Source organism: Ruegeria sp. HKCCD6647-2 (genome assembly GCF_057221075.1).
On record NZ_JBWVBD010000001.1, the window covers coordinates 1,089,635 to 1,102,715 of the forward strand.

Genomic DNA, 13,081 nt, shown 5'->3' on the forward strand with positions numbered 1-13,081 from the left:
CGGGACTTTTGCGTTTTCGCGCCAATCTCCGCGTGTTTCGCCGAGTCGCATCCGCAATCCGCCGCTGTACAAAATGACCAATGGGCGTTTCGGCGGTTCTTGCCCGACAGAATTGCAGTGATCCGGCGAACCTGTGCTCAAATCGGCGACTCGGCAGCCTCAAAAAGAAAGGGGGCCGAAGCCCCCTGTCAGTTTCGCCTTCCAGGCTCATATCGTTGACCGCCCGGTGTTTTTTTGCCTGCGGCCTGGACTGCGCATGGGACGAGCGCACCCGCCCCGTGAGAGAGTGGGAGGGAGCAATATTCCGCCCCACCCTGTTCCCGGTCGACACGGGCATGCCGACCGAGTGGAGCAAGGCGCCTTGGGTAAGTCTCAGGCCTTGCTCCGTATTCGTCGGGGCCGGTCACTGTGGCAGCTTCCGACCCCTGCACCCCGGGTTGCCGGGGCGTTTTCCTCAGCTACACCCGCTTGTCGCGCCGCAGGTGTTGCACTTCATGCAGGTGCCGTTGCGCACCAATGTGTAGTTGCCGCATTCACCGCAGGGATCGCCCTCATAGCCCTGCATCTTGGCCTTGGTGCGGGCGTCCATGCTGGTCGCCACGGCGGTTTCCGCCGGCGCTTCGAACTGCGCGGCTGTTTCTGCCAAGCCGTTCACTTCGGCCTGTCCGCCGTTGAAAACCATCAGATCCTGCGGCAGGCGTTTGCGCAAATAGCCTGTCGAGCTGATTTGTTTCAGCACTTCCAAGGACTTGGTGGCCGCACTGTCGCTGATTTCCGAGACATTTGACAAACCGTCTTCCTCGCCCCGGCCCAGATCGTCAAAGGTCGCGCCTTCAGGTTTCACATGGGCCAGATCGGTGCGGTCCAGATAGGACACGGCCAGTTCGCGGAAGATGTAATCCAGGATCGAGGTCGCGTTCTTGATCGAGTCGTTGCCCTGCACCATCCCTGCTGGTTCGAACTTGGTGAAGGTGAAGGCATCCACGAACTCTTCCAGCGGCACACCGTATTGCAGACCGACCGACACAGCGATGGCAAAGTTGTTCATCATCGCCCGGAAGCCAGCGCCTTCCTTGTGCATGTCGATGAAGATCTCGCCCAGCTTGCCGTCTTCGAACTCACCGGTCCGCAGATAGACCTTGTGGCCACCCACGATCGCCTTCTGCGTGTATCCTTTGCGGCGATGCGGCAGTTTCTCACGATGGCTGCGGATCATTTCCTTGACCACAACCTTCTCGATCACCTTTTCGGCCAGAACGACGGCTTTTTCCTGCGTCGAACCGCTTTCCAGCACTTCCGCCGCCTCATCGTCATCCTCGACCAGCGCCGCTGCCAGAGGTTGCGACAGTTTCGAGCCATCGCGGTACAATGCATTCGCCTTAACACCCAGCGACCAGCTGAGTTCATAGGCCTTCTGGCAATCCTCGATGGTCGCGTCGTTCGGCATGTTGATCGTTTTACTGATCGCGCCCGAGATGAAGCTTTGCGCTGCAGCCATCATAGTGATGTGGCTATCAACCCCAAGGAAACGCTTGCCTTTCTTGCCGCACGGGTTGGCGCAGTCGAAGATCGCGTAATGCTCTTCCTTCAGATGCGGCGCCCCTTCCAGCGTCATGGTTCCACAAACGTGGTCGTTGGCCGCGTCGATATCCGCCTTGGTAAAGCCCAGATGACGCAGCAGGTCGAAGGTCGGGTCATTCAGCTTGGTTGCCGGGATGCCCAGAACGCCGGTGCAGAAATCCTCGCCTAGTGTCCACTGGTTGAACACGAACCGGATGTCGAAGGCACTTTCCAGCGCGGCATCCACCTTGGCCAGCTCATTGGGGCCAAAGCCATGACCCGTCAGCGAGGTATGGTTGATCCCCGGCGCGTTGCCGATGGTGCCGTGACCGACCGCGTAACCCACGATCTCTTCGATCTGAGACGAGGAATAACCCAGCTTTTCCAGTGCCGACGGCACCGAGCGGTTGATGATCTTAAAGTAACCGCCGCCGGCCAACTTCTTGAACTTCACCAGTGCAAAGTCCGGTTCGATTCCGGTGGTGTCGCAATCCATCACCAGACCGATGGTGCCGGTGGGCGCAATTACAGTCGCTTGCGCATTGCGGTAACCGTTCTTTTCGCCGAGGCTCAGCGCCTCGTCCCAGGCTGACATGGCCAGATCAATCAGACGCTTGTCCGGGCAATTGTCGTGATCCAGAGGAACCGGCTTCACCGCCAGTTTCTCATAACCCTCGGTCACACCCTGCGACGCACGGCGGTGGTTACGGATGACGCGCAGCATGTGGTCGGCGTTGCGTTCGTAACCTTTGAACGGGCCAAGCTCTCCGGCAATCTCGGCCGAGGTCGCATAGGCTACACCGGTCATGATCGCGGTCAGTGCGCCACAGATCGCCCGGCCCTCATCCGAGTCGTAGCTGTAGCCCATGTTCATCAGCAGGCCACCGATATTGGCGTAACCCAGACCCAAAGTGCGGAAGTCATAGGACAGTTGCGCGATTTCCTTCGACGGGAACTGCGCCATGGTCACTGAGATTTCCAGCGTCAGGGTCCACAGACGGGAGGCGTGCATGTAGTCGGCCGCTTGGAACTCACCATCCTTGAGGAAGGTCAGCAGGTTCATCGACGCCAGGTTACAGGCCGTGTCGTCCAGGAACATGTATTCCGAGCACGGGTTCGAGCCGCGAATCTCTCCGTCTTCGGGGCATGTGTGCCATTCGTTGACCGTGTCGTGGAACTGGATGCCGGGATCAGCACAAGCCCATGCAGCGTGGCCGACCTTTTCCCATAGGTCGCGTGCTTTAACTGTGCGAGCAACCTTGCCGTCCGTGCGGTTGATCAGTTCCCAATCCGCGTCTTTCTCGACGGCGGTCAGGAATGCATTTGTCACACGGATCGAGTTGTTCGAGTTCTGGCCCGAAACCGAGCTGTAGGCTTCCGAATCCCAGTCGGTGTCGTAGGTTGGGAATTCGATGCTGTCATGGCCCTGCTTGGCGTAATCCAACACACGTTTGATGTAAGTTTCGGGGATCGCGACTTTTTTCGCCTCGCGAACCGCTTTCTTCAGGCTGTCATTGGTGTTGGGATCATACGCATCGTCCTGCGCACCGTCCCATGAGCGGATGGCCTCGAAAATGCCGTTCAGCATCTTCTCGTGCATCTTCGATCCGGCAACGATCGAGGCCACCTTCTGCTCTTCGATCACCTTCCATTCGATGAATTGCTCGATATCCGGGTGATCTGCATCGACGATTACCATCTTTGCTGCCCGACGGGTTGTCCCGCCTGATTTGATCGCGCCAGCGGCGCGGTCGCCGATCTTGAGAAAGCCCATGAGGCCCGAGGACTTGCCGCCACCCGACAGCGCCTCGCCTTCTGCACGCAGATGGCTGAAGTTGGTCCCGGTGCCCGAGCCGTATTTGAACAGGCGCGCTTCGCGCACCCACAAATCCATGATGCCGCCTTCGTTCACCAGATCATCATCAACGGACTGGATAAAACATGCGTGCGGCTGCGGATGCTCGTAAGCGGATTTTGATTTGGTCAGCTTGCCGGTTTTGTAATCGACATAGTGATGGCCCTGCGCCGGGCCATCGATTCCATAGGCCCAGTGCAGACCGGTGTTGAACCACTGCGGAGAGTTCGGCGCCGCACGCTGCGTGGCCAGCATATAACGCATCTCGTCAAAGTAAGCACGCGCATCTTCTTCGGTCGAGAAATAGCCACCCTTCCAGCCCCAATATGCCCAAGCGCCGGCCAAACGGTCGAACACTTGCTTTGAGGAGGTTTCGCCGTCGAATTCAGCACCATCAGCGGGGACAGAGCGCCACAGGAATTCGGGAACGTCCTTCTCTTTGACCTTTTTCAGCCTGGACGGAACACCGGCCTTGCGGAAATACTTCTGCGCGATGACATCACTGGCCACCTGACTCCAACTGGCCGGGACTTCGATTTCGTCGAGTCGGAACACGATGGTGCCATCAGGGTTTCGGATTTCCGAGGTCGCCGACACAAAATCCAGATCTGCGTATGCATCTTGCCCTGGTTTGGTGAACTTTCTTTCAATCTTCATTTCCGCAGCCCCAATTCAGCCCAATGTTCGCTTCCCGGCACTTAAACTTGTCCTGCGGGGTGCCGCCCGCCTTGCCGCCAAATTTCGGACACTACGGGACGGTGCGCCGTCCAAGACAGCGCAGAACCGATCAAACGGTTGCACGTCGCAATTAAGTGCTTTCCGACCCTCGCCCATTGCCTGTTCTGGCTATTTCGCTACCAGATTTAGTGGCAATCCTTTCGGCCCATACAATTTGGCGTATCTACCCATAGGAGGTCAACGTTCTTTTTCCGTCATTTTTGAAATCTTTTTTGTTGACGTAACCCACGAAACCGGCGGTAAACCGCCAATCCGCGATTCCTCCACAAATCGATTCACAGTTACGTCAGATCAACGCCGCGAACATTCAAATTGATTTCCTGTTATGAACACCACAGTTACAGGCAGTAGATCATCTGCAACACAATTAACGTAGGTGTAAGAGAATCATCTTCGCGAAATCTGAACGCGTGCCATACTCGACGGAAGTGAACGGATTTGAACAAGGCCGGATTTAATTATGCATTTGTTGCGACTGCTACCAATCCTGGTCCTTACAGTGTCCTGCGCACCACAGGAATTGCCGCCTGCATCCCGTAGCGCACAATTCGCTGACTATCCGAAAAAACTGTTCACCTCTTTCGAAACAGACTGTGCAGGGCCGGGAGAAGACTATGTGAAAACGGGTCAGAGCACCTTTGAATGCCGCGAGTTGCTGTCGCCACAAACCACGGCGTTTCTGATTCTCAACTATGACGGCTATCCACAGAACCTGCCGCAAATCGTGACGCGCCTGAGTTCGACCAAGAATAGCCAAGGGTATCGGGTCGACGCGGATTTGTTCTTTCTAGTTCCGCAAAGAAACGGGTCGACAGTGAAAGTTCCGGTCCAAGGGGATGCGTTGGATCGTGACCTCTCCGACATCTATATCGGATATGGTGGAACACCAGTATTGTGAGAGAAGTGGTCGGGGCGGCAGGATTCGAACCTACGACCCCCTGTACCCAAAACAGGTGCGCTACCAGACTGCGCCACGCCCCGGACCGTGCGCCTTCCTAACGATGCCGATTTGATTTGAAAACCCCTAACAAGGCCAAATCGCGGGGCCTTGCGAAAAAATTTCGTGCCGCATCCGTGTACCGGGCCGAATACCATAGCTTGCGGCAAGGCCCGCATTGATTTCCAGCACCGCATAAACCGAATCTCCGCCTTCGATTGGCGTCAGATCTCCGGGAATCGCCATTTCGTGTACATGGGTTACTGTCCCCGACCGATCGACAAAAATCATGTCCAGGGGGATCAGAGTATTCTTCATCCAGAAGGCCACGCGTTGCGGCGGATCGAACACGAAAAGCATCCCGGAGCGTGCAGGCAGTTCTTCACGAAACATCAACCCGCGTGATCTTTCCTGAGGAGTCCGGGCCAGTTCGATGTCGAAGCGAACCTGCGAATTTTCGTTCTTCAGGTCTACTCGATCCAACCTGCACTCTGCTCTGGCGGCCGCACTAAGTATCAAAGTGAGAATCACCAGGAGAGAGGCAAACTTCATCACGGCTCTCAGCTGTTCAGAGCTGCTTCCCAGGCAAGAACCTGCGCCGCCATGCGGCCGCGCTTGCCGTCGATCACGCGCATCGCCAATGCTTCGCCCGGCTGCAGGTCCGCAAGGCCGGATCGACGCAGGACTTCGATATGCAGGAACACATCTTCGCTGCTGCCAAACACGTTGGCAAAGCCAAATCCCTTGCCCTTGTCGAACCATTTGACTCGCGCAGCTTCCAACGGTGCCGCCGCGATTACGTTCGGGTCCAGCTCAGCAAAATCAGCCAGCATCATCGACTCGGCCCGGGCGGGTGGATCGACACTGATCACTTCGACCGCCTGAACACCCCGGTCGGTGCGATGCGTCATGATCTCGATACCTGCACCGTCCGCGACGGAGCTTTGGCCGAAATTGCGCAGCACGTTGACGTGCAACAGAATATCCGGGCCGCCTTCTTCGGACACAACAAATCCGTACCCCTTTGCGGGATCGAACCATTTAACGTGTCCACGGACGCGATACATGCTGTTCAGATCTTCTGGCACTGTTTTCCCATCACGAAAGCATTAAGGTCGTTAAGGGTTTGGTTTCTATGAGATTGGCACACAAATTCAAGCCGAAAAAGTCCTTTATTTATGGGCCGTTGCATTTCACGATACGCGAGTGTCATGGATTCAGCCTTTGTATGTGCCATTCCGAACGGTCGGGATTCCACCGCCACTGGAACCTGTCATGCAAACGGAAAGCTCCATCTGCCCAGAATTCGATCTCGGTCGGCTTTAACCGATAACCGCCCCAAAATTCAGGGCGCGGCGGGTTCGGGCCCAGCTTTGCCGTAACTTTGGCCACCTCGGCCATCAGCGCGGTTCGGCTTTCCAATGGCTGCGACTGACGTGAGGCCCAGGCCCCCAAACGGCTTTTGAGCGAGCGCGAGGCATAATACTCATCCGCCTGCGGGCCGTCTTCCCGGCTGATTGTACCACGAACGCGGATTTGGCGCCGCAACGATTTCCAGTGCATGACAAACGCCGCCTTGCCCGAGCCGTCCAATTCTGCCGCTTTGGTGCTGTGGTAGTTTGTGTAAAAGACAAAAGCGTCCGCTTCGATGTCTTTCAACAGCACCATGCGAACGTTGGGCAACCCGTCCTCATCCACAGTTGCCAGGGCAACTGCGTTCGGGTCATTGGATTCCGTTTTCTCAGCTTCACCCAGCCACCGCCGCGCTATTTCAAACGGATCGGTGCCGGCAAAGATGCCACTGCGCTCGTTCATTTCCATCCCCTGGAAACAATTGGTCCCGACCCTAAGGCGAGAACCCGCTGCGGGCAAGAGCGCATGGCCTTGATGCAGGGCAATCAATGGCATAAACCAACCGAACACAATGCGACGACTGGCGGAGAACCGAACATGTCAAATCAGTTGATGGCCGGAAAACGCGGCCTCATCATGGGACTGGCCAATGACAAATCTATCGCTTGGGGGATCGCGCGCGCCTTGTCCGATGCCGGCGCCGAGCTTGCTTTTTCCTATCAGGGCGATGCGCTGAAGAAACGCGTCGATCCACTTGCCGCCCAGTTGGGCAGCGAAATCGTTTTGCCCTGCGATGTCAGCGACGAAGAATCGATTGACGCCCTGTTCACTTCGCTCGAACAGAAGTGGGGCAAGCTGGACTTCGTGGTTCACGCGATCGGGTTTTCGGACAAGAACGAACTGCGCGGTCGTTACGTCGACACCAGCCGCGCCAATTTCAACCTGACCATGGATGTCTCGGTGTATTCCTTCACCGCCGTGATGCAGCGGGCTGAAAAGATGATGGCCGAGGGCGGCAGCGCAATCACCCTGACATATTATGGCGCCGAGCAGGTCATGCCGCATTACAATGTCATGGGTGTCGCCAAAGCCGCGCTTGAGGCATCCGTCAAGTACCTCGCGGAAGACCTGGGCAAGGACGGCATCCGCGTCAATTCGATCTCGGCGGGGCCGATCAAGACGCTGGCCGCCAGCGGCATTGGCGATTTCCGCTACATCATGAAGTGGAACGAGTACAATTCGCCCCTCCGCCGCAATGTGACAATTGACGATGTCGGCAAGTCGGCCCTCTATCTGCTGTCCGATCTGTCAAGCGGTGTGACCGGCGAGAATCTGCACGTTGATTCCGGATACCACATCGTCGGCATGAAAGCCGTAGACGCGCCGGACGTTGAAAAGGGTTAAGATCATGAGCGCCAAAGACCGCCTACCCCACGAAAAAGGTTTTCACATCAGTTGGGATCAGATCCACCGCGACTCGCGCGCGTTGGCGTGGCGGCTGGACGGCCAAGGCCCAGATGACGGTGCATGGCGCGCAGTCGTCGCGATTACACGCGGCGGCATGGCACCGGCGATGATCGTCAGCCGCGAGCTGGACATTCGCACTGTCGACACGATCAGCGTGAGATCTTACCACCATCAGGCCCAGGGCGAAGCCGAAGTTCTGAAGTCGCCGGACAAGGACCTGATGGGAGATGGTGAAGGCATTCTGATCATCGACGATCTCGTCGACAGCGGCAAAACGCTGGAGCTTGTGCGGGTAATGTACCCCAAGGCGCATTTTGCGACGGTGTATGCCAAACCCAAGGGCCGCCCCATGGTCGACACGTTCATTACCGAAGTCAGCCAGGACACTTGGATCTTTTTTCCATGGGACATGGCACTGCAATATGTCGAACCCTACCGGGGCACCGACTGATCCCACGGATTTCTCCACAACAAACACCTCGAAGCGCGAGGAGGTTCCTCGCCTCAAGAACGGCACGCCATGATCCAGACCCGCACCACAGCCACCTTTCCCCCTCCGGTGATGGAGGCACGCCGGTGGCTTGAAGGGGTCACATTTCCCACCGACCGCCCGCTGATCAATGTCAGTCAGGCGGCCCCGGTTGATCCGCCGCCCCTCGCGCTGCGCGAGGCCATGGCCGAATTCGCCATCTCAGAGGACAGCGCCCATCTTTATGGGCCCGTATTGGGAAACGATGATCTGCGCGCGGAACTTGCTGTGCAAATCGGCGATCATTACGCGGCCCGGATTTCCCAGAATCAAGTGGCAATCACCTCAGGCTGCAATCAGGCGTTTTCGGCCGTCGTTTCGGCAATCACTGATCAAGGGGATGAAATCATCCTGCCAACCCCGTGGTATTTTAACCACAAAATGTGGCTGGACATGGCAGGCGTTAAGGCCGTCGATTTACCGACCGGTGACGACCTGCTTCCCGATCCGGCCAGGGCCCGAGGCCTGATCACCGACAAAACCCGCGCGATTGCGCTGGTAACCCCCAACAATCCCGGCGGCGTGGAGTATCCCGCCGATCTTGTGCGTGCTTTCTATGAACTAGCACAGGAGGCGGGCATTCGCCTGCTCGTCGATGAAACCTACCGCGACTTTGACAGCCGCAGCGGACCACCGCACGAATTGTTCCAGTTGCCGGACTGGCAGGATACGCTGGTTCATCTTTATTCATTCTCAAAAGCATACCGATTGACTGGGCACCGTGTGGGCGCCGTCGCCAGCAGCGCCGCGCTTTTGGCAGAGATGGAGAAGTTTCTGGATACGGTTGCAATCTGCCCCGGCCAAATCGGCCAGTTTGCCGCCCTCTGGGGCATGCAGCACCTGTCTGAATGGGTGGCGGCTGAACGCAACGAGATTCTCGACCGCCGTGCCGCAATCAGTGAAGGTATGCCCCGTCTTGCCGACAAAGGATGGCGGCTGCTGGGGCTTGGCGCCTATTTCGCCTACCTCGAACACCCCTTCGACATCGACTCGGACGAGCTTGCCCGCCGATTGGTCAGCGAAGCAGGCGTCCTGTTGTTGCCGGGCACGATGTTCATGCCCGATCACGACCCGGCCGGAAAGCGACAGGTGCGCGTGGCTTTCGCCAATCTTGATCGCGCCGGAATCGAGCGGTTGTTCGACCGTTTGCAAGCGGTAACCTTCTGAGCTTGCCCCTCGGCGGTGCGCGTCGTATTCAGGGCGCCAACCGACCGGGCAGTTCCTGCCACCACCAAAGCAAGAGGGCACCATGGCCGCAGGCATGAATAACCTATCGAAGACCTTTGTCTGGATCCTCATGGGCCTTTTGATGCTGGGCCTGGCCGGGTTTGGTGCGACCAGCCTCACCGGCACAGTGCGAACCGTTGCGCAGGTTGGCGATGAAAACGTTTCGATCGATTCCTATGTGCGTGAATTGCAACGGGAAATCAGGGCGGTCGAAGCGCAGACCGGCCAGCCGATGCAGATGTCTCAGGCCAGCGACCTGGGCTTGGACCGGTTGGCCCTGTCACGCCTGATCGCACTGGCCGCGCTGGACAACGAGGTTGCTCAGTTGGGCGTTTCAATCGGTGACGAGAACCTGCAAAAGGAAATCGTGCAAATTCAAGCCTTTCAAGGCGTCAACGGCGAGTTTGATCGCGAGGCCTACCGCTTTCAGCTTGAGCAGGTCGGGTTGACGGACTCCGAGTTCGAGGCGGACCTGCGCAAGGAATCCGCCCGCACCATCGTGCAGGGCGCTGTCATGAGCGGTGTAGAGATGCCGCGCACCCTGACCGATGCGCTGTCCAACTATATTCTGGCCCGGCGCAGCTTTACCCTAGCAACCCTGTCCTCTGACGCGCTTGAGACGCCGATCTCTGAGCCGACGGACGAACAGGTTCAGGCCTATTACGACGAGAACACCGATCAGTTCACCCTGCCCCGCACCAAGCAGCTGACTTATGCAGTTCTGTCGCCAGACATGCTGCTGGACACGGTCGAAGTCGACGAAGAGACCGTGCGCCGCCTATTTGACCAGAGGGCCGAGCAGTACCAGCAGCCGGAACGACGCCTGGTCGAACGTCTGGTGTTTTCAAGCGAAGCAGAAGCAACCGAAGCGTTGGCACAGCTTGAAGTCGGCGGGGCGGATTTCGAACAGTTGGTTCGCGACCGCGAGCTGGAGCTGAGCGACGTGGATCTGGGCGACGTCACGCGCGAAGACCTGGGAGAGGCAGCAGACGCCGTGTTTGCGGCCGAGATCGACGATGTGGTTGGGCCGCTTCCGTCAGTCTTTGGCCCCGCCCTTTTCCGCATCAACGGTTCGCTGGCCGCAAATAACGTTAGCTTTGAAGACGCAGAAGCCGAACTTCGGGAAGAACTGGCCGCCGACCGTGCGCGCCGCCAGATCGAGGCGCAGGCCGAAGATATCAACGACATGTTGGCCGGTGGGGCCACGCTGGAGGAACTGGCGGCAGAAACCGATATGGAGCTGGGTACGATTGACTGGACCCGGCAGAGCGACGACGGCATTGCCGCGTATGACGGGTTCCGCACTGCGGCAGAAGCCGTGCAAGACGGTGATTTCCCCGAAGTTGCGTTTCTCGAAGATGGCTCGATCTTTGCTTTGCGATTGAACGAGGTTTTGCCACCCCGCCCCGAACCGCTGGAGACAGCTCGTTCTCGCGTGGCCGGCGCATGGGTGCAGGCAGAGACCGCAAAGGCGTTGCAGGAACAGGCCAACAGCATTTTGACCCAACTGGCGACCGATGGTGATTTCGCGGCAACAGGTCTGCCCTTCCGCGTGGAAAACGCGCTGACCCGGACGGCGTTTCTGGATGATGCACCGGTCAACTTCATGAGCCAGGTATTCGAGATGGAGCCCGGAGAGCTGCGCGTTATTCCGGGCCCTGGCACTGCTCTGATCGTGCGTCTCGACGAAGAACTGCCACCTGCGGAAACCGATGAACAACGTCAGATGCAGGACGCGCTGGCCGCGCAGTTGGATCAGGCGCTTGCACAGAACATCTTTGATATCTACGTGCGCGATGCTCAGACCCGGGCCCGTCCTGTCGTGGATCAACAGGCCCTGAACGCCGTACAGGCCAGTTACTAAAAGAGACCGGACATGGCCCTGACACCAGAGTACGACGCATTCGCACGCGCATATGAGGCGGGTGAAAATCAAGTCGTCTATACCCGACTGGCCGCTGATCTGGATACGCCCGTGTCCCTGATGCTCAAGCTGACGGGCGCGCAGAAAGACGCCTTCATGTTGGAGTCTGTCACCGGTGGCGAGGTCCGTGGTCGGTATTCGATCATCGGGATGAAACCCGACCTGATCTGGCGGTGTCATGGGGAAACCTCGTCACTGAACCGCTCGGCCCGGTTCGATGCGGATGCGTTTGCGCCGCAGGGCGGCAACCCGATGGACAACTTGCGTGCGCTGTTGGCGGAAAGCCGCATTGCACTGCCCGACAACCTGCCCCAAGCCGCCGCAGGTCTTTTTGGGTACTTGGGCTATGACATGGTTCGTCTCGTGGAATATCTGCCAGACGTGAACCCGGACCCGCTCGGCCTGCCGGACGCAATCATGCTGCGCCCTTCGGTCGTTGCCGTTTTGGACGGGGTCAAAGGTGAAGTCACCGTCGTGTCTCCGGCCTGGGTCAGCGACGGGCAGTCGGCCAAAGCGGCCTATGCGCAGGCTGCCGAACGCGTGATGGACGCCGTTCGCGATCTGGAACGCGCCATGCCCGCCGAAACCCGCGATCTGGGTGAAGCCGGCGAAGTCGCGCCACCGGTGTCGAACTTTACCAAGTCCGGCTATATGGAAGCGGTCGAGAAAGCCAAGGAGTACATCCGCGCCGGCGACATCTTTCAGGTCGTCCCTGCACAACGCTGGACGCAGGATTTCCCGCTGCCTCCCTTCGCGCTGTACCGATCCTTGCGGCGCACGAACCCGTCGCCCTTCATGTTCTACTTCAACTTTGGCGGCTTTCAGGTCGTTGGCGCCAGCCCGGAAATTCTGGTGCGGGTCTTCGGCAGTGAAGTGACGATTCGACCTATCGCCGGAACCCGCCCGCGCGGCGCCACGCCCGAAGAAGACAAGGCCAACGAAGTCGACTTGTTGGCCGATAAGAAAGAGCTGGCCGAACATCTGATGCTGCTGGATCTGGGTCGCAACGATACAGGTCGGGTCTCGAAAATCGGTACCGTGCGTCCAACCGAAGAGTTCATCATCGAACGCTACAGTCACGTGATGCACATAGTTTCCAACGTGGTCGGTGAATTGGCCGAGGACAAAGACGCGTTAGATGCCTTTTTTGCGGGAATGCCTGCCGGTACGGTGTCTGGTGCACCAAAGGTTCGTGCGATGGAAATCATCGACGAACTGGAACCGGAAAAGCGCGGCGTCTATGGCGGCGGTGTCGGGTATTTCAGCGCAGGCGGCGACATGGATATGTGCATCGCCCTACGCACGGCCATCGTTAAGGATCACAAGCTGTATATTCAGGCCGGCGGCGGAGTTGTTTATGACAGCGACCCCGAAGCGGAGTTCATGGAAACCGTTCACAAGTCGAACGCCATCCGTCGCGCGGCGGCCGATGCAGCGCGGTTCACCGGCAACGGCAACAGCTGAGCGGCGGCAGGTCTCGCGAACTCTGCC

At 58.2% G+C, this 13,081-nt stretch carries 10 protein-coding genes and 1 tRNA gene; 6 read left to right on the top strand and 5 right to left on the bottom strand.

Features of this window, described 5'->3' with window-relative positions; genetic code table 11:
• Nucleotides 1–454: 454 nt before the first annotated feature.
• Complete coding sequence (locus AC2TDJ_RS05320; protein ID WP_480839926.1) at nt 455–4,072, bottom strand: vitamin B12-dependent ribonucleotide reductase; 3,618 nt, start codon at nt 4,070–4,072, stop codon at nt 455–457.
• A 697-nt stretch (nt 4,073–4,769) separates the two neighbouring features.
• Between AC2TDJ_RS05320 and AC2TDJ_RS05325 the strand changes: the two genes are divergently transcribed.
• Complete coding sequence (locus tag AC2TDJ_RS05325) at nt 4,770–5,051, top strand: hypothetical protein (RefSeq protein ID WP_480839928.1); 282 nt, start codon at nt 4,770–4,772, stop codon at nt 5,049–5,051.
• Between the two features lie 6 nt (nt 5,052–5,057).
• Here the strand turns inward: AC2TDJ_RS05325 and AC2TDJ_RS05330 are convergent.
• The 4 genes from AC2TDJ_RS05330 to pdxH form a co-directional block, all read right to left on the bottom strand.
• Nucleotides 5,058–5,134 (bottom strand) — tRNA-Pro (locus tag AC2TDJ_RS05330).
• A 43-nt stretch (nt 5,135–5,177) separates the two neighbouring features.
• Nucleotides 5,178–5,642 (bottom strand): DUF192 domain-containing protein, encoded by a 465-nt coding sequence (locus tag AC2TDJ_RS05335; RefSeq protein ID WP_480839930.1) that lies wholly within the window; start codon nt 5,640–5,642, stop codon nt 5,178–5,180.
• Nucleotides 5,643–5,650: 8 nt separating this feature from the next.
• Nucleotides 5,651–6,178, bottom strand: a complete 528-nt coding sequence (locus AC2TDJ_RS05340; protein WP_480839932.1) for a cold-shock protein — start codon at nt 6,176–6,178, stop codon at nt 5,651–5,653.
• A 121-nt stretch (nt 6,179–6,299) separates the two neighbouring features.
• Nucleotides 6,300–6,905, bottom strand: a complete 606-nt coding sequence (pdxH, locus tag AC2TDJ_RS05345; RefSeq protein ID WP_480839934.1) for a pyridoxamine 5'-phosphate oxidase — start codon at nt 6,903–6,905, stop codon at nt 6,300–6,302.
• 135 nt (nt 6,906–7,040) lie between these two features.
• Between pdxH and fabI the strand changes: the two genes are divergently transcribed.
• From fabI to trpE, 5 genes are all read left to right on the top strand, one after another.
• The gene (gene fabI, locus AC2TDJ_RS05350) at nt 7,041–7,847 is read left to right on the top strand and encodes an enoyl-ACP reductase FabI (protein ID WP_480839936.1); all 807 of its coding nucleotides are present in this window, start codon (nt 7,041–7,043) and stop codon (nt 7,845–7,847) included.
• A gap of 4 nt (nt 7,848–7,851) precedes the next feature.
• On the top strand, nt 7,852–8,361 hold the full coding sequence (gpt, locus tag AC2TDJ_RS05355; RefSeq protein ID WP_480839938.1) for a xanthine phosphoribosyltransferase: 510 nt from the start codon (nt 7,852–7,854) through the stop codon (nt 8,359–8,361).
• Between the two features lie 69 nt (nt 8,362–8,430).
• Nucleotides 8,431–9,606 (top strand): aminotransferase, encoded by a 1,176-nt coding sequence (locus AC2TDJ_RS05360; RefSeq protein WP_480839940.1) that lies wholly within the window; start codon nt 8,431–8,433, stop codon nt 9,604–9,606.
• A gap of 82 nt (nt 9,607–9,688) precedes the next feature.
• Nucleotides 9,689–11,530: a peptidyl-prolyl cis-trans isomerase gene (locus AC2TDJ_RS05365; RefSeq protein ID WP_480839942.1), complete on the top strand. Its 1,842-nt coding sequence runs from the start codon at nt 9,689–9,691 to the stop codon at nt 11,528–11,530.
• Between the two features lie 12 nt (nt 11,531–11,542).
• A complete protein-coding gene (trpE, locus tag AC2TDJ_RS05370; protein WP_480839944.1) occupies nt 11,543–13,054 on the top strand; it encodes an anthranilate synthase component I in 1,512 nt (503 codons plus the stop codon).
• Nucleotides 13,055–13,081 lie beyond the last annotated feature (27 nt).

Excerpts from the sequence above, each read along its gene's own strand:
- AC2TDJ_RS05365 (WP_480839942.1), top strand. The coding sequence starts at position 9,689 with ATGGCCGCAGGCATGAATAACCTATCGAAGACCTTTGTCTGGATCCTC.
- fabI (WP_480839936.1), top strand. The coding sequence starts at position 7,041 with ATGTCAAATCAGTTGATGGCCGGAAAACGCGGCCTCATCATGGGACTG.
- gpt (WP_480839938.1), top strand. The coding sequence starts at position 7,852 with ATGAGCGCCAAAGACCGCCTACCCCACGAAAAAGGTTTTCACATCAGT.
- AC2TDJ_RS05360 (WP_480839940.1), top strand. The coding sequence starts at position 8,431 with ATGATCCAGACCCGCACCACAGCCACCTTTCCCCCTCCGGTGATGGAG.
- pdxH (WP_480839934.1), bottom strand. The coding sequence starts at position 6,905 with ATGAACGAGCGCAGTGGCATCTTTGCCGGCACCGATCCGTTTGAAATA.
- AC2TDJ_RS05320 (WP_480839926.1), bottom strand. The coding sequence starts at position 4,072 with ATGAAGATTGAAAGAAAGTTCACCAAACCAGGGCAAGATGCATACGCA.
- AC2TDJ_RS05335 (WP_480839930.1), bottom strand. The coding sequence starts at position 5,642 with ATGAAGTTTGCCTCTCTCCTGGTGATTCTCACTTTGATACTTAGTGCG.
- trpE (WP_480839944.1), top strand. The coding sequence starts at position 11,543 with ATGGCCCTGACACCAGAGTACGACGCATTCGCACGCGCATATGAGGCG.